The 16422-nt window shown below is 40.0% G+C and carries 16 protein-coding genes; 12 read left to right on the top strand and 4 right to left on the bottom strand.

From position 1 onward, the window contains the following. The first annotated feature begins 1 nt into the window (after position 1). A complete protein-coding gene (locus CD31_RS11175) occupies positions 2–676 on the top strand; it encodes a zinc metallopeptidase (RefSeq protein WP_036077718.1) in 675 nt (224 codons plus the stop codon). A 55-nt stretch (positions 677–731) separates the two neighbouring features. Here the strand turns inward: CD31_RS11175 and CD31_RS11170 are convergent, their stop codons facing one another. Beyond that, positions 732–1601 carry a YitT family protein gene (locus tag CD31_RS11170; RefSeq protein ID WP_004232676.1) on the bottom strand — a complete coding sequence of 290 codons (870 nt, stop codon included), beginning with the start codon at positions 1599–1601 and terminating at the stop codon, positions 732–734. Positions 1602–1716: 115 nt separating this feature from the next. Between CD31_RS11170 and CD31_RS11165 the strand changes: the two genes are divergently transcribed. The 6 genes from CD31_RS11165 (at position 1717) to CD31_RS11140 (ending at position 6753) form a co-directional block, all read left to right on the top strand. Then, positions 1717–2052, top strand: coding sequence for a nucleotide pyrophosphohydrolase (locus CD31_RS11165; RefSeq protein ID WP_036077682.1), 336 nt, complete (start codon positions 1717–1719; stop codon positions 2050–2052). Next, a complete protein-coding gene (gene dapB, locus CD31_RS11160; protein WP_036077681.1) occupies positions 2052–2849 on the top strand; it encodes a 4-hydroxy-tetrahydrodipicolinate reductase in 798 nt (265 codons plus the stop codon). Before CD31_RS11165 ends, dapB begins: the two co-directional genes overlap by 1 nt. Positions 2850–2868: 19 nt before the next feature. Continuing rightward, positions 2869–3273, top strand: a complete 405-nt coding sequence (gene mgsA, locus CD31_RS11155; RefSeq protein WP_036077680.1) for a methylglyoxal synthase — start codon at positions 2869–2871, stop codon at positions 3271–3273. Positions 3274–3306: 33 nt separating this feature from the next. Further along, positions 3307–4452, top strand: coding sequence for an N-acetyl-alpha-D-glucosaminyl L-malate synthase BshA (bshA, locus tag CD31_RS11150; protein ID WP_016992614.1), 1146 nt, complete (start codon positions 3307–3309; stop codon positions 4450–4452). Continuing rightward, on the top strand, positions 4439–5611 hold the full coding sequence (locus tag CD31_RS11145) for a CCA tRNA nucleotidyltransferase (protein ID WP_036077679.1): 1173 nt from the start codon (positions 4439–4441) through the stop codon (positions 5609–5611). The genes bshA and CD31_RS11145 overlap by 14 nt, the downstream gene beginning before the upstream one ends. A gap of 158 nt (positions 5612–5769) precedes the next feature. Further along, entirely contained in the window at positions 5770–6753 is a 984-nt protein-coding gene (locus CD31_RS11140) for a biotin--[acetyl-CoA-carboxylase] ligase (RefSeq protein ID WP_036077677.1), read from the top strand. Between the two features lie 52 nt (positions 6754–6805). Here the strand turns inward: CD31_RS11140 and CD31_RS11135 are convergent, their stop codons facing one another. Genes CD31_RS11135 through CD31_RS11125 form a run of 3 tightly spaced genes read right to left on the bottom strand, consistent with a single transcriptional unit; the run spans position 6806 to position 8562 of the window. Further along, the gene (locus CD31_RS11135; protein ID WP_036077674.1) at positions 6806–7642 is read right to left on the bottom strand and encodes a DUF4097 family beta strand repeat-containing protein; all 837 of its coding nucleotides are present in this window, start codon (positions 7640–7642) and stop codon (positions 6806–6808) included. Position 7643: 1 nt separating this feature from the next. Further along, complete coding sequence (locus CD31_RS11130) at positions 7644–8249, bottom strand: DUF1700 domain-containing protein (protein WP_016992608.1); 606 nt, start codon at positions 8247–8249, stop codon at positions 7644–7646. After that, on the bottom strand, positions 8242–8562 hold the full coding sequence (locus CD31_RS11125; RefSeq protein WP_004232706.1) for a PadR family transcriptional regulator: 321 nt from the start codon (positions 8560–8562) through the stop codon (positions 8242–8244). Before CD31_RS11125 ends, CD31_RS11130 begins: the two co-directional genes overlap by 8 nt. A gap of 428 nt (positions 8563–8990) precedes the next feature. Between CD31_RS11125 and panB the strand changes: the two genes are divergently transcribed. From panB to dinG, 5 genes are all read left to right on the top strand, one after another. Then, a complete protein-coding gene (panB, locus tag CD31_RS11120) occupies positions 8991–9827 on the top strand; it encodes a 3-methyl-2-oxobutanoate hydroxymethyltransferase (protein ID WP_036077671.1) in 837 nt (278 codons plus the stop codon). After that, complete coding sequence (panC, locus tag CD31_RS11115) at positions 9827–10681, top strand: pantoate--beta-alanine ligase (protein ID WP_036077715.1); 855 nt, start codon at positions 9827–9829, stop codon at positions 10679–10681. The genes panB and panC overlap by 1 nt, the downstream gene beginning before the upstream one ends. A 1-nt stretch (position 10682) precedes the next feature. Further along, positions 10683–11066 carry an aspartate 1-decarboxylase gene (gene panD, locus CD31_RS11110; RefSeq protein ID WP_036077669.1) on the top strand — a complete coding sequence of 128 codons (384 nt, stop codon included), beginning with the start codon at positions 10683–10685 and terminating at the stop codon, positions 11064–11066. A 228-nt stretch (positions 11067–11294) separates the two neighbouring features. Next, complete coding sequence (locus CD31_RS11105; RefSeq protein WP_036077667.1) at positions 11295–13433, top strand: 5'-nucleotidase C-terminal domain-containing protein; 2139 nt, start codon at positions 11295–11297, stop codon at positions 13431–13433. Between the two features lie 180 nt (positions 13434–13613). After that, complete coding sequence (dinG, locus tag CD31_RS11100) at positions 13614–16385, top strand: ATP-dependent DNA helicase DinG (protein WP_036077664.1); 2772 nt, start codon at positions 13614–13616, stop codon at positions 16383–16385. The last annotated feature ends 37 nt before the right edge of the window (positions 16386–16422 follow it).

Raw genomic sequence — 16422 nt, 5'->3', positions numbered from 1 at the left:
CATGTATATTGTTTATTTTGTGATTATTATGCTGCTTCCACTTTATGCTCAAATGAAGGTAAAGGGTACGTATAATAAATTTGCAAAGCAACGTACAATGAAGGGGCAAACTGGTGCAGAGGTAGCGCGTGCGATTTTAGATGCAAACGGCTTATATGATGTACGAGTTGTGCCAACGCAAGGTGTGTTGTCTGATCATTATAATCCGGCAACCAAAACAGTGGCTTTATCAGAAAGTAACTTTTATGAAGCAAGTGTTGCAGGTGCTGCGGTTGCTGCCCATGAGGTAGGTCACGCCATCCAACATAAAGAAGCTTATTCGATGCTTACATTACGTAGTAAGCTAGTCCCAGTAGCAAATATTTCTTCAAATGCGTCTTGGATTTTCGTAATGATTGGTATTTTTGCAAGTAGTACGAATTTCCTGCTATTAGGTATCATATTATTAGCAGCAGGTGTTGTTTTCCAATTAGTGACACTTCCGGTGGAGTTTGATGCCTCGAAGCGAGCATTAGTTCAAATGAATTCACTTGGTATTATTACAAATGAAGAAGAACGACCAGCACGAAAAGTATTAAGTGCTGCAGCATTAACTTATGTAGCAGCGGCAGCGGTAGCTGTACTAGAGTTATTACGTTTAATTTTAATTTTTACCAATATGCGTAGCGACGACTAAGAAAAAACTTGTTATAGTGGTGCACCACTATAGCAAGTTTTTTATCTTCGTATGCTTAATGAAGGGGTTGCTTTTGATCGTCTAGTGTGAAGCCTTCTCCTGCCACATCTCGTACTTCAATGATGGAAACAAATGCGTGAGGATCAACTTCATGCACAATAGATTTTAACCGTACAACTTCATTGCGACCAATCACACAATAGATTACCTCTTTAGGTTGTTTGGTAAAATGACCATGTCCTTCTAAAATTGTGATACCACGCTCCATTCGAAGAGCGATTGTTTCAGCAATGGCTCCAGACTTTTCCGATATGATGAGCGCACCACGAGCAGCATAGGCACCTTCTTGTACAAAGTCAATGACACGGGCTCCAACAAATACGGCTACTAATGTATACATCATCGAACGGGCATCCAAGAACGTCAGCCAAGAAAGGATGATGACAATGGCATCGAAGACAAACATGGTTTTCCCCATACTCCAGCCAAAATATTTATGCCCTAGTCGTGCCAAAATATCGACACCACCTGTAGTGCCACCGAAACGAAAGACAATCCCAAGTCCCAATCCAACAAAGACACCAGCAAAAAGTGCCACAAGCAACATGTCATCCTCTAAATGGATAGTAAATTGATATTTTTGGAAAATTTTTAGAAAAAGAGATACGGATAAAGTGCCGACAAGCGTATAGACAAATGATTTTTTTCCAAGTAATCGATAACCTATGATAAACATGGGAATATTTAATAACAGGTTCATTAAGGCGGGGTCCCATCCTAATGTAAAATATAGTATGAGTGTAATCCCACTTAGTCCACCTTCACCCAGTTGATTTTGGATGTTGAAGTGAACAAAGCCGAAGCTGAAAACGGCTGCTCCGAGCATAATCGCGATAATATTACGAATTTTAATCTGTTTTAGCATTTGACCTCCTGTAGTTCCAAACAAATGAAGTAGTGTTATCTATTATCTGACATTTTATTGGTTTTGACAACAATGGTGTAAATTTTATACGATGGTAAATAGGAGTGTGATTTTTATGGCAGATCAACTAACAATGCAAGCATTACAACAGCGTGTCGATGACTATATAGGTCAATTTAAAGAAGGATATTTTCCACCATTCGAATTACTTGCACGTCTAACAGAAGAATTAGGTGAACTTTCACGCGAAGTTCAGGATGTCTATGGACAAAAAAAGAAAAAGAGTACTGAGGATACAAACAGTATAGAAGAGGAGCTAGGAGACTTTTTCTTTGTACTTGTCTGTTTTGCAAATGCCCAAGGTATTAAACTAGATGAAGCACTTTTACGCGTCATACATAAATTTGAAACTAGAGATAAGGATCGTTGGACTAGAAAGGATGAAGAATGATGTCGATTCGTGTAGCTATTGCGGGAGCAAGAGGAAAAATGGGAGCTGAGGCTGTACATACGGTCATGAAACATGACAAAATGGAATTAGTAGCTGTACTAGATTATAAGGAAGTAGGAAAAACTTTAGCTGATTTAGATATGTTTCCAGCAAGCTATACAGTGCCTATATTTACAGAAATGCATGATCTTGTAGAAGCAACTGCACCGGATGTACTAGTGGATTTAACTAATCCACATGCAGTCTACAAACATACGAAGGAAGCACTGAATTTAAATGTACGACCTGTAATTGGTACAACAGGATTTACAGATGCACAACTAGAGGAATTATCAGCCATGGCCAAAGAAAAAGAGTTAGGTTGCATTATTGCACCAAACTTTGCGATTGGTGCTATCCTAATGATGAAGTTTGCAAAAGAAGCGGCCAAATACTTACCAGATGTAGAGATTATAGAAATGCACCATGATCAGAAGCTTGATGCACCATCTGGAACGGCGGTGAAAACGGCACAGTTAATACAAGAAGTCCGTACGTCAAAGGCACAAGGACATCCAGAAGAGAAAGAAACCATTGAAGGTGCAAGAGGTGGAGACTTTGACGGTATGCGCATTCACTCCGTACGTTTACCTGGATTAGTGGCACACCAGCAAGTATTATTTGGAGGGGATGGGCAGCTACTAACGATTCGCCACGATTCATTAAACCGTAATTCTTTTATGTCTGGTGTTGCTTTTTGCATAGAAGAGGTTATGAAAATGGATCAGCTTGTTTATGGTTTAGAAAACATCATCTAAAGATTGGGATGGAAGCTATATGAAAATCGCATTGATTGCACATGATCGTAAAAAAGATAATTTAGTACAGTTTGCTATTGCTTACCAAAATATTTTACAAGAACACACGCTATATGCTACCGGTACAACAGGACAACGTGTCATCGAAGCTACTGGTTTGGAGGTTACACGTTTTCGTTCAGGACCACTTGGTGGCGATCAACAAATTGGTGCAATGATTGCCAATAATGATATGGACATGGTGGTATTTTTCCGTGATCCATTAACAGCACAACCACATGAGCCAGATGTTTCTGCACTAATCCGTCTTTGTGATGTTTACCAAGTGCCACTGGCAACAAATATGGGAACAGCAGAAATATTACTAAAAGGCCTACAAGAAGGCTTTGTGGATTGGAGACTGATACAAGAAAGACGAAATTAACAAAAGACGTGATTCAGAAAGGATGATCATCGAATGAAAAAGCTAAAAATCGGCATTACCTGTTATCCTACAGTTGGTGGCTCTGGTGTCATCGCAACAGAATTAGGCAAAATGCTTGCAGAAAGAGGACATGAAATTCATTTCATCACCTCAAGCGTACCATTTCGATTGAATAAAATTTATCCAACCGTCTTTTTCCATGAAGTCGAAGTTAATAATTATTCAGTATTTCAATATTCTCCATACGATATTGCATTAGCGAGTAAAATGGCAGACGTCATCAAGGATGAAGAGTTGGATGTGCTGCATGTGCATTATGCTATCCCACATGCAGTATGTGCGGTGCTAGCACGTGAAATGAGCGGTCGAGACATTGGCATCGTCACAACCCTTCATGGTACAGATATATCGGTGCTTGGGCAAGATTCTACGCTCTCACAGGCCATTAAGTATGGGATTGATAAATCTGATATTGTGACAACCGTGTCACAGGCATTAAAAGAACAAACCTATGAACTGATTGATACAGTAAAACCAATTGAAACGATTTATAACTTTGTGGATGAACGCGAATACTTCCCACGAAATTCAGGAAACTTAAAAGAGCAATTTGGTATTCAAGAAGATGAAAAAGTCCTCATTCATGTATCCAACTTCCGTAAAATAAAGAACCTTCCACACATTGTAGACGCCTTTATGAAAATCCGTGCCAACATGAAAGCAAAGCTCTTATTAGTAGGGGATGGCCCAGAAAAGCATCGTGTCATGGACCAAGTAAAAGGAAGTCCGTATATGAAGGATGTTTTATTTTTAGGGAAACAAGAAAACTTAGCTGAACTGTATGCGATTAGTGATCTTAAGCTATTATTATCACAGCAAGAATCGTTTGGACTGGTGTTGTTAGAGGCGATGGCTTGTGGTGTACCTTGTATTGGATCAAACGTAGGTGGTATTCCTGAAGTCATTGAGCATGGCGTAGATGGCTATATCGTAGAATTAGGGGATACAGATGCAGTTGCGGAGTATGCAACCCATTTATTGCAAGATGAGGAACAATTACTGCGCTTCCGAGAAGCGGCCATCCGTGCAGTAAGTGAAAAATTCCACTCATCCAAAATTGTGGAACAATATGAAAATCTGTACGAGAAGGTTGCGGAAAGAAATCATGCAAAACAATAAAGAATGGCAAGCAGCCTATTCAGTCATTGAACAATTAGAACAAGCAGGCTTTGAAGCGGTTATTGTTGGTGGAGCTGTAAGAGATGCTTTACTCGATCGTCCTGCCCATGATGTAGATGTGGCTACAAATGCCTTGCCTGAAGAAGTAAAAACTGTGTTTCAAAAAACTGTAGATATTGGGATTCAGCATGGGACGGTACTTGTTATCGTACCCGCTGGACCTGTGGAAGTGACTACCTATCGGACAGATGGGGAATATACAGATCATCGAAGACCACAGAATGTCCATTTCGTTCGATCTCTAAAAGAGGACTTACAACGCCGAGATTTTACGATGAATGCCATTGCCATGCGTCGTGATGGCTCTTTTGTAGATTATTATGGTGGACGTCAAGATATTGAAAAGCGCGTGATCCGTGCGGTAGGAGAGGCAGAAAAACGGTTTGCAGAAGATGCTCTACGGATGTTACGAGCGATTCGCTTCTCTGCACAGCTTGATTTTACGATTGAGGTGAATACATTAGCAGCCATCCAGCAAAGGGCTGCTGATTTGACCTTTATTGCAAAAGAACGCATTAAAGCAGAGCTTGATAAGCTTTGGGTAGGACAAACCGTTTTTGGGGGTATACAAAAACTAGAGGACAGCGGATTAGCGGCCTATTTAACAGGTGATTTTCAAGCTGCGCAATGGCGTAATTTCCAAACACAGGATGCTCTTCTTGGTTGGGCATACTTTGCCTTACTACAAGGAACGGCATGGCGTGAGGTAGTGCGCGATTATCGATTATCTAATAAGGAAATGGCGTTTATTAAATCCGTTTTAACCGCTTTTGAGGCTTTAAAAGATGGTTGGACAAATCGTCATTATTTTATCTATACAGAGGAAGAACTAGTGGCTGCGCAATATTTTGCACGACTTCTCCAATTAGATGCTTCAATCCCTCAACAATCTATTCGAGAATTACAGGCAAAGCTACCGATTCAACATAAGCAAGAATTAGTGGTGAATGGGGCTGATTTACTGAAATGGTCTGGCAAAAAAGGTGGACCGTGGGTAAAAGCCACATTGGAGGATCTGCTGACAGCCATTCTTCATCATGAGCTTCAAAATGATCGACAACAGATTAAAAGCTGGCTTGAGCAGCAGGATCTTACTTAAAGCCAAATACATGATAGTCAAAAGCCGTCTCTCATTTTCGGGAGATGGCTTTTATTAAATTCCCCATCGTTGGTGGTCATTTACGTTAATTTACAGTATGATTAAGACAAAATAAGTTACATAACAAGAGTACAGTTAACTAAAGGATTGATGTGAAGATGACAAATTCCATAAAGGACGAAATTTTAAAAAGAATATTGGCTGCTGATGGAGAAGCGGTTTCAGGTCAGGAGTTAGCAGATTCTCTTGGTGTCTCAAGAACCGCTGTTTGGAAGCATATGCAAACATTACAAGAGGAAGGGTATACATTTGAAACAATTAAGAAAAAGGGGTATGTATTGACAGGCGTACCAAATAGCTTGAGCCCTACACAGATTGAGCTTTTTTTAAAGACAGAGCATTTTGGACGTGAGATCCATTATTATGATGTAGTTGATTCTACACAAACGATTGCACATAAGCTTGCACAGGAAGGAGCCCCACACGGTACGATTATCATTGGTGAGGAGCAAACAGCGGGGCGTGGTCGTATGGCTCGTCCTTGGGAGTCTGCACATGGGACAGGTATTTGGATGACCGTTATTGTTCGGCCAGATGTTACGCCCCAACAGGCCTCATCCTATACACTTGTGGTGGCAGTAGCTGTCACGATGGCCATTAAAACCTTATATAAACATGTAGAGCCAGCGATTAAATGGCCTAATGATTTATTGATTAATGGAAAAAAATGTACGGGTATTTTAACAGAAATGCAGGCTGAGGCGGATCTTGTGCAAGCTTTACTTGTTGGAATTGGCATAAATGCGAACCAAGCAGCAGCTGACTTTTCACCTGAAATCGCGGATATTGCCACTTCATTACGATTAGAGGCAGGGGAAGAAATCAATCGTGCAGCACTTGTGGCCTCTATCTTACACTATTTAGAACAGTTTACAGAGCTATATGTCAAAGAGGGGTTTGCGAGTCTAAAAACACTATGGCAGCAATTGTCCTGTACAATTGGTCAACGTATTGAGGTAACGACGATACGCGAACGTTTTGAAGGGGTTGCAAGTGGCATTACAGACGATGGTGTCCTACAGCTGACGCAGGATGATGGAACGATTCGCACGATCTATGCGGGAGACATCAAACTATTATAAAAAGAAGCTGCGAGTAACGTTCATACTTGCAGCTTCTTTTATTGTCTATTCTTTATTTTAGTGACACATCTATATCACCATGTGATAAGGAAACATTCAGTTGGTGCTCACCCTTCGTTACTTGAGTCACGGTGCCACTTTGTTCTTCATCATTAATGGTCACATCACCGAAATCTGTTTTGAGAGCATAGCCTACATCACTTTGTTTGTTTTGTAAGTGAAGCGTTGTATCGCCAAAACTTGAGGTAATGGTTGATTGGCCATTTAATGTGCCATCTATATCGATATCTCCATGCTCGCTCTCAATAGTCAAGCCGTTACTAGTAAGTTTCTGAAGCGTCAAATCACCAAAGGACTGCCTAATCTCTGTTTTGTCACCAGTCGAGTTATTGAAAGTAATATCTCCAAAATCCTGGATGAGATGAAGCTGCTGATACTGTAGCCCATGAATGGCTGTATCGCCAAAATTACTGTCTATCACAATCGCCTCTATTTTTGTATCTTTTGGGACATAGAGTTTGATTGAAGGGGAAGAAAGGTTACCGAAGCCAAATTGAATACCATCCTTTTTCTTTGCCATTGTTTTGATGGTTAAAGTTCCGTTATCAATATGATATGTTACATCTTCTTGCTCAAGGACCTTTGTGTCTAATTTATAGTCACTATCACTTGCAACAATTTCCACATCTCCATAATCATTTACGATATTAATACTTGTGAATGCATCTAAAGCATGTGACTGACTTATTAATTTAGTATTACTTGGGACGTAAAGCCCCTCTGAATCTTTTAGAATCAGCCAGCGACCCCCTGAAAAATAGCCAATCAATGCAAGTAGAATGCCTAATGCAATCATTGTCATGGCAATAAGGGTATTTTTTGACGTCATTTTAGAAGTCCCCCTTTTTTCGCTTCTTTGTCATTTTGTGGAATAGTCTGCCTAATGTTTCAACAGAGACAACAACGGTTTTCTTGATAACACGAGCAACAACTGGGAACAGTAAGACTCCCAAGCCCGTTACGATTAACCCGACACCCATAAAAAGCAGTGCAGTCGGCCAATGCTCTGTTAAAATTAAGAAACCTGAAATGATCGCCACAACGCCACCGACAAAAATACTCATAACAGTTGCGACAATAGCAAAGATTAAGCTGATAATGACTGCGCCAAATGAAAAAATGAGTGCAATGGCTGTTGCAAGTAATGGCAATGAAAGGGGCGCAGACAGTATAGCTAGAATAATGAGCCAAATGGCAGACATATTCTTTTTTGTTGATTTTGCCGAGGAGGTTTCTAAATCCTTTAATGCGAAATCAGCTAATATTTGTGAGGCGACATGTGAAGGAGAGCCAAGTTGTGAAATGACCTGATGTTCATTTTCCTCTCCAGCTTCCTCAAAGTATTCTTCATAATAGGCAAGCGCAGCGTCTAACTCATGCGCAGGAAGCCGACGTAATTTTCCTCGTAGCTGTTTCAAATAGCTTGCTCTATCCATCTAAATTCCCTCCTAAAAGTACACAATCAACCTTTTCCTTATACATTTGCCATTCTTTTAATAGCTCTAATAATCGTATACGTCCTTGCTCTGTAATTTGATAATAGCGTCTATTTCTACCTTGATAAGGCTGATCGTACGTTGTTAAGTAATGCGCTTTTTGTAAGCGGCGTAATACAGGATACAGTGTAGACTCTGAAATCTCCATGACTGATTGTACCTGCTGTGTTAAAGAATAACCGTAGGCGTCCTCTTTCTCAACAATAGCCAGTACACAAGCATCAAGTAAAGCTGAACCAAGCTGAAATGTCATCTTTTCACCTCACATGTAATACCTATACTTCATTTTATATTATATGGCATATAGTATGGGGATAGTATATGACGTATAACATGGAATGTCAATTCTAAAAGAAAATTTTTTCCAATGTTGTTAGACGAAGATATTGTAAGAAAATAATATTTGAAGATTAGTAGGAAAATCTGTTATAGTATGTGCGAAGGGCAGTATCCATTGTGAACGGCACCTTCAAAAACGCAATAGACTATACTACCAAATATCTGCCTTGATCTTTTAGACAGGGACGGAAGAAAACGATACGTTCAAATATAGCTTTCATTTTGCAAGCTATTGCCTCTTTATGGGGTCTTTTTATCATTGAACGACACACTACCCTTCTGTCCATTTTCGACACAGAAGGGTTTTTCTGTTTTCTTCCTTTAAAAAAGGAGGACTACAAAATGAAAACGACAACAGATTTTTTAAAGATGAAAGCGGCAGGCGAGAAAATCGTGATGGTAACAGCCTATGATTATCCAGCTGCTAAATTCGCGGAAGAAGCTGGTGTTGAGATGATACTAGTCGGGGATTCACTTGGAATGGTCGTGCTTGGCTATGATTCTACAATGCCTGTGACTGTAGCGGATATGGTTCATCATGCAAAAGCAGTAAGACGAGGGGCAAAGGATACGTTTATGGTCGTTGATATGCCATTCGGTTCTTATCATGGCGATGTCAATGAGACACTAAAAACAGCCATTTCGATGATGCAGCAAACAGGAGCAGATGCTTTAAAGGTTGAGGGGGCAGGAGAGGTTATACCTGTCATTCGTAAATTAACGTCAGCTGGTATTCCAGTAGTAGCTCACTTAGGCTTGTTGCCTCAATCAGCGGGCGTGCTTGGTGGTTATAAGGTACAAGGAAAAACAGCTGAGCAGGCTGCTACACTGCTTGAAGAAGCAAAACAATGCGAAGCGGCTGGTGCATGTGCAGTCGTGTTAGAATGTATTCCTCATCAGCTGACAGAGATCGTTTCAGCTAGTCTTGTTATTCCAACCATCGGCATAGGCGCTGGAGTTGAGGCTGATGGACAAGTGCTCGTGTATCATGACATGCTAAGCTACGGTTCGCACCATGTACCGAAATTTGTTCAACAATTTGCTGATATGGGCAAAGAGGTAAGCACGGGTATGATTCGTTACGTAGAAGCGGTGAAAGCGGGTACTTTCCCTGCTCCAAAGCATTTCTTCACAATGAAAGAGGAAGCGTTAGATCAGCTATATGGAGGCGTTAAATGATGAAGGTCGTTACGACGATACAGGCATTAGCCAAAGAAATTCAAGCAGCTAAGCAGTCTCAAAAAACGATTGGACTTGTTCCGACAATGGGCTATTTACATGAGGGTCATTTAACATTAGCACAAACAGCTCGTGCAGAAAATGATGTCGTTGTAATGAGTATTTTCGTCAATCCAACGCAATTTGGACCAAATGAAGATTTTGAAAGTTATCCTCGTGATTTGCCTAGAGATACTGCATTAGCTGAATCTGTCGGTGTGGATATTGTGTTCGCACCAAATGTGGAAGAAATGTATCCCCAAGATGGAGGGATTCGCCTACATGCAGGTGAGCAGGCCACGATTCTTTGTGGTGCGAGTCGCCCTGGTCATTTTGATGGTGTTTTACAGGTTGTCTCTAAATTATTTCATTTAACAATGCCAAATCGAGCTTATTTCGGGCAAAAAGATGCGCAGCAGGTTGCGATTATTGCGACGATGGTACGTGACTTTAATTTCCCTTTAGAAATACGTGTTGTCCCAATTGTACGCGAAGAGGACGGTTTAGCAAAATCTTCACGTAATGTCTATTTAAGTGGGTCAGAGCGACAAGAGGCTCCAGCGATCAATGAAGCATTGCAGTTGGCACGCGATAGCTTTTTAGCGAATGGTGATGCTGATAGCGCACTTGCTAAAGCAAAAGCTCATATTCAGGCAAGAACACATGGCCGAATTGATTATATTGAATTATTAGCCTACCCCGATTTAACACCAGTGACAGCTACAACACAGCAAGTCTTGTTGGCAGCAGCTGTTTATATAGGTAAAACACGTTTAATTGATAATTGTATTTTTACTGTGAAAGAGGGATTATAAAATGTTTCGTATGATGATGAATAGTAAAATCCACCGTGCAACAGTGACACAGGCAGATTTAAACTATGTAGGCTCCATAACAATAGATGAAGATATTTTAGATGCAGTAGGTATGCTGGCAAACGAAAAAGTACATGTCGTTAATAATAATAATGGCGCTCGCTTTGAAACATATATTATAGCGGGTGAACGAGGGTCAGGTGTCATTTGTGTCAATGGCGCAGCAGCAAGACTTGTACAGCGTGGTGATATTGTCATCATTATTTCCTATGTGTATGTAGATAATCATGAGGCTAAAGACCATCAACCAACTGTAGCCATCATGGGAGAGGGCAACACGATTAAGGAAATGATCGCACACGAGCCAGAGGCAACGGTGATGTGAATTCAGCAATAGTATAAATTAATACTAGAAAGGAGGATGGCAAAGCATAGCCAATCCTCCTTTTTTGCGATTACGTTTATACCAAAAGTTACTGGCAAAAATTTGCTTTTATTACTATTAAACTAGTTTATAAAATTATAATTTTACAAATGTTCTAGTATTTTGCGTCATATTTATGTAGAATTTAGTTGTTAGTACATCATTTTACTAGTGGAGGTATCATTTGTCATGGAAAATAAACGTAACAAATTTTTAACAGTTACTGCGGCAGCATTAGCTGTAACAGCGGTAGCGGTAGTACCAGCATCAGCAGCAAGTCCTTTTTCGGATGTAAAGGAAAGTCATGCAGATTTTGAAAGCATTGCTACACTTTATGCAGCAGGGATTATTAGTGGTTACCCAGATGGTACATTCAAACCAGATTCAAATGTCACACGTGGACAAGCTGCAAAAATGATTGCAGGCGCATTAAAATTGGATACAAAAGAAGTAGTGGATCCAAAATTTACGGATATTAGTACATCAAATCCTTATTATGGCTCAATTGCAGCCCTTGTAGGATTAAATGTCATTACAGGCTATGGAGATAATACTTTCCGTCCAAACCAAACAATTACACATGGTGATTTAGCAAAAATCTTAGCATCAATTCCAACATTACCAGAGCTAGAAAGTGCAAAAAATCATGCGGCTAGTGAAAAAGTTACACGTGGACAACTGGCAACATTCATTGCAGAAGCTCTAACAAAATCAAACCCAGAAACACCAGAAAAACCAGAAACTCCTGAATCAGAAGATGCATTCTCATTATCGATTTTACATGTGAATGATACACATGCTCGTGCAGATAAATTACCAAAATTAGCGACAGCAGTGAAAGAACAACGTGAAACGAAGAAAAATGTTTTAACGTTACATGCTGGGGACGCATTTAGTGGTACACTATACTTCAACGAGTTCCATGGTAAAGCAGACCTAGCACTATTAAATGAAATTGGCTTTGATGCAATGGTATTTGGTAACCATGAATTTGATTTAGGTTCATCACCAGAAGGCCATCAAGCATTAGCGGATTTTGTTAAAGGCGCTAAATTCCCATTTGTAGATGCTAATACTGATTTCTCAGCAGATGCTAAATTCACAGGCTTATTTACAGATTTAGTTTCAAGTGAGCCTGAGAATGGTAAAATTTATTCTGGTATTGTGAAAGAAATTGATGGAGAAAAAGTAGGTATTTTCGGCTTAACGACTGAGGAAACGATGGATATTGCTTCTCCTGATAAAATAACATTTACAAATTATATTGATGAAGCGAAAAAAGCAGTGGCAGCCTTTGAAGGAATGGGTGTCAACAAAATTATCGCTTTAACACATATTGGCTATAATGATAATCCAAATGTAGATAATGATATTTTATTAGCTAAAAATGTACCAGGGATTGATGTCATCGTTGGTGGCCATGACCATACAAAACTAGAAAAACCATTTGTTGTGGATACAAATACAGTTGGTGAAGCAAAAGATGCTACATTAATCGTACAAGCTAATGAATATGTAAATTATTTAGGTACACTTGATGTAACATTTGATGGCAATGGTATTGTCACGAAGTATGAAGGAGAATTAATCGATCTTGGTAAAGTAGTAGAAGATGAAGCGTTAGTGAAAATCCTTGAGCCATTTACAGCAAAAGTAAATGAAGTTAGCAACAAGGAGATCGGTGTTAAAATTGCTGAGGAATTAGCGAATCCACGTGCAACTGAAGACAATCTAAACAGTGTTCGTAGCAATGAAACAGCTTTAGGAAATATTATTACAGACGGTATGCTAGCAAAGGCACAAAAATATACAGATAAAACAGTTGTAATGGCATTACAAAATGGCGGTGGTATTCGTGCTGCAATTCCAGCGGGCAATATTACTGTTGGTCAAGTGATTACAGTATTACCATTTGGTAACACTTTAGCATTAATGGATGTTACAGGTGCAGAGCTTAAAGCAGCATTTGAAGTATCCTTGAAAAATGCGCCAAAAGAAAACGGTGGCTTCTTACACATCGGTGGAGCAAAACTACAATATGACTCTTCAAAAGAAGTAGGCTCACGTGTTGTTTCTATCGAATATTTAGATAAAGCGACTGGTAAATATGTTGCTTTAGAAGATGGTAAAAAGTATACAGTGGCGACAAATGCTTTCACAGCTAAAGGTGGAGACGGCTTCGATATGTTTGCTAAAGCATATGAAGAAGGTCGTGTTACAGATTTAGGCTTATCTGATTGGGAAAACCTTCAAGAGCAATTACTATCACTTAAAGAAGTGAAAACAACAACAGAGGGTCGTATTGTTGATGTTGCCAAAAAACAATAAGCTTAACATTGTTGGAGTAAACGCTTAATAACGATTCCACAACGCAACCTTAGGGGATTTCTCTAAGGTTGCGTTTTTTTGTATGGATGCGGTTAGTCAACAAAGGAGGAGAAAGGATGCCGCGGCGATCATTATATGATAAAATTCAACTTATCTAATGTGAACTGTGAGTTGAGATGTATGATGGAAAGTCAAAAATATGCAATTGTAGATTTGGAGACAACTGGTCATTCACCAGCCAATGGGGACCGGATGATTCAAATTGCCATTGTTATTATGAAGGATTGGGAAATTGAGCGTACCTATACGAAGTTTATTAATCCGGGGAAAGCTATTCCAACCTTCATTCAAGATTTAACGCATATAACGAATGAGGATGTAAAGGATGCCTTCCCATTTGAAGCGCATGCGGATTACATATATGAGCTACTTGCTGACTGTGTATTTGTCGCACATAATGCAGATTTTGACTTATCCTTTTTACAAGCAGAGTTTAAACGTGCTGGACTTCCAAAGTGGCAAGGTAAAAAAATGGATACAGTGGAGCTGGCTAAAATTTTATTCCCTATGTCCCTTGGTTTTAAGCTAGGCGATTTAGCGGCTGATTTAAATATTGAGCTAGCAAATGCACATCGAGCGGATGACGATGCACGCGCGACAGCAGAGCTATTCAAGCATTGCTGGAAGGAGCTACTAAGTTTACCACAGCTAACGCTTGAACAGATGCATAAGCGTTCATTTCGCTTGAAATCAAATATTTCTCAGCTTTTTTTTGAGGCGTTGCAAATTAAGCGCCAGCATACAACGGGCCGCGAAAATGTGCATTATTACCGTAATTTTGCGATTGGTAATGGCCGAAATAAGCATGAGCATGTGACAGAAACGATTGCCTACCCTCAATCCGTAGATGAGAAAATAGCTTTAATGTCAAAGGCACTGCCGAATTTTGAGGAACGTCCTGCACAATTTGACATGATGGACACGATTTGGCAGGCATTACATGAACAACAGGAGTGCGTGATTGAAGCTTCTACAGGTATTGGTAAAACGGCTGGCTATTTACTTCCAGCTATCTTATTTGCTCGTGCTGTCAATAAAAAGATAGCCATTAGTACGTATACTTCCTATTTACAAGAACAGCTTGTAGAGGAAGAACTACCAAAGATCGAAAAAATCCTTGGGACAAAAGTGAATTTGTGTGTGTTGAAGGGAATGCAGCATTATATTGATCTCGAACGTTTTGAGCAATGTATGGCACATGCTGATGAATCCTATGATGATACATTTACTATTTTACAAATACTTGTATGGTTGACCAAAACAGAGACAGGTGTGTTGAGCGAGCTCAATGTTTCTGGTGGTGGACAACTGTTTTTAGAGAAAATCCGAAAAATACCGAATGACAAGCCTTCAAAGGGCTTTGATTTCTATGAGCAAGCTTTAAAGAACAGTGTAGTTGCTGACTGTATTGTAACGAATCATGCCATGGTTTTAAGTGATTTAGTGCGTCAAACACCACTCTTTACTGAAATAGATGGCTGGATTATTGATGAGGCGCATCAATTTATTCAGGCTGCTATGCAGCAGGATGAAGTGGTCTTCTCGTATACACAGTGGAAGTATATTTTTGGACAAATTGGTACGATGGAGGACACGGCTCTATTTCAACAGTTTTGCCAGGCAGCGAAGAAAAAACAGCGAGTGGCCATGCAAAATTTACAGCATCTAGATGCACAATTTATACGTTTGCAGCGGACATTTGATGAAACAATCCAGAGAACTATTCAAAAATTGCAGCAACAAATGAAAGGGAAACAAGCAGGTAGTAAATGCACCTTGTTTTTAGAGGATGTTTCACTTGCGAAAGAATCGTTTGCACAAGTAAGCAAACTAACCCAACAATGGCTGGATCTTGCTACTAGCATTACGCACTCGTTCGAAAATGCGATTGAGCAGCTAGATAAAAACGATCAATATGTATTATCTGAATGGCAATATTGGATTCGAGAAGTGAAGATAAAAATTGCTGAATGGGACGATATTTTTCTGTCATCACAGGACGGCAATTCTGTTTGGTTAGAATTTGATGTACGGAGTGTCCCTGGCAGTCTCCATGTCTTTAAGAAGCCTGTCAATGTAACGCCAATAATTGAACAAGTACTAGCACCATTACGTCAGCAAGCAAGTATTGTTTGGACATCAGGCACATTAACGGTACCAGGCAATGAGCGCTTTGTTACACGCCAGTTAGGTATCTCTGATAATGTAGAAGTCTTGAAACTCCAAGCTCCGCCAGCCTATTATGCTGGGGCAAAGGCATTTATCGTCACCGATATGCCAGATATTCAGCATGTCAGCCAGGAGGAATACATTGAGGCTGTTGCCCATGCAATTACGCGGACTGTTCGAATGACAGAAGGGCGTTGCTTTGTACTCTTTACGGCACAGGATATGCTACGAAAAACAGTCGAGCTTATCCAAGATAGTGAACTATTAGATGATTACATGCTATTTGCACAAGGTGTTACAGGCGGTAGCCGTATGCGTATTCTAAAATCATTCCAAAAATTTAGTCATGCCGTTCTATTTGGCACAAACAGTTTTTGGGAGGGAGTAGATGTTCCAGGAGATGCACTGGCCTCTGTCATTGTCGTACGATTACCATTTTCTTCACCAGAAGAACCTGTTTTTAAGGCGAGGGCAAAGCATCTAGCTACTCAAGGCCGTAATTCCTTTACTGAGCTTTCCTTACCAGAAGCGATCATGAGGTTTAAGCAGGGCTTTGGTCGATTAATACGTTCTTCACAGGATAAAGGAGCTTTTATTGTCCTAGACCGACGCATTACTAGTAAGTCATATGGGAAAGAGTTTATTAAGGCATTGCCACCTATCGATGTCAAGAAATTGCAGCTACCCGAATTGTTAAAGGAACTAAATCATTGGCAAAAATAGGAGAAACCCCTTTTAGCATTGCTAGAAGGGGTTTCTT

The sequence above is a fragment of the Lysinibacillus boronitolerans JCM 21713 = 10a = NBRC 103108 genome (assembly GCF_000772935.1).
GTDB lineage: Bacteria > Bacillota > Bacilli > Bacillales_A > Planococcaceae > Lysinibacillus > Lysinibacillus boronitolerans.
This window is presented reverse-complemented; position numbering and strand designations above follow the sequence as displayed.

What these genes read in the sequence shown, in the direction of transcription:
- CD31_RS11175 (WP_036077718.1), top strand. Translation starts at nt 2, where the DNA reads ATGTATATTGTTTATTTTGTGATTATTATGCTGCTTCCACTTTATGCT.
- CD31_RS11170 (WP_004232676.1), bottom strand. Translation starts at nt 1,601, where the DNA reads ATGCTAAAACAGATTAAAATTCGTAATATTATCGCGATTATGCTCGGA.
- CD31_RS11165 (WP_036077682.1), top strand. Translation starts at nt 1,717, where the DNA reads ATGGCAGATCAACTAACAATGCAAGCATTACAACAGCGTGTCGATGAC.
- dapB (WP_036077681.1), top strand. Translation starts at nt 2,052, where the DNA reads ATGTCGATTCGTGTAGCTATTGCGGGAGCAAGAGGAAAAATGGGAGCT.
- mgsA (WP_036077680.1), top strand. Translation starts at nt 2,869, where the DNA reads ATGAAAATCGCATTGATTGCACATGATCGTAAAAAAGATAATTTAGTA.
- bshA (WP_016992614.1), top strand. Translation starts at nt 3,307, where the DNA reads ATGAAAAAGCTAAAAATCGGCATTACCTGTTATCCTACAGTTGGTGGC.
- CD31_RS11145 (WP_036077679.1), top strand. Translation starts at nt 4,439, where the DNA reads ATGCAAAACAATAAAGAATGGCAAGCAGCCTATTCAGTCATTGAACAA.
- CD31_RS11140 (WP_036077677.1), top strand. Translation starts at nt 5,770, where the DNA reads ATGACAAATTCCATAAAGGACGAAATTTTAAAAAGAATATTGGCTGCT.
- CD31_RS11135 (WP_036077674.1), bottom strand. Translation starts at nt 7,642, where the DNA reads ATGACGTCAAAAAATACCCTTATTGCCATGACAATGATTGCATTAGGC.
- CD31_RS11130 (WP_016992608.1), bottom strand. Translation starts at nt 8,249, where the DNA reads ATGGATAGAGCAAGCTATTTGAAACAGCTACGAGGAAAATTACGTCGG.
- CD31_RS11125 (WP_004232706.1), bottom strand. Translation starts at nt 8,562, where the DNA reads ATGACATTTCAGCTTGGTTCAGCTTTACTTGATGCTTGTGTACTGGCT.
- panB (WP_036077671.1), top strand. Translation starts at nt 8,991, where the DNA reads ATGAAAACGACAACAGATTTTTTAAAGATGAAAGCGGCAGGCGAGAAA.
- panC (WP_036077715.1), top strand. Translation starts at nt 9,827, where the DNA reads ATGAAGGTCGTTACGACGATACAGGCATTAGCCAAAGAAATTCAAGCA.
- panD (WP_036077669.1), top strand. Translation starts at nt 10,683, where the DNA reads ATGTTTCGTATGATGATGAATAGTAAAATCCACCGTGCAACAGTGACA.
- CD31_RS11105 (WP_036077667.1), top strand. Translation starts at nt 11,295, where the DNA reads ATGGAAAATAAACGTAACAAATTTTTAACAGTTACTGCGGCAGCATTA.
- dinG (WP_036077664.1), top strand. Translation starts at nt 13,614, where the DNA reads ATGATGGAAAGTCAAAAATATGCAATTGTAGATTTGGAGACAACTGGT.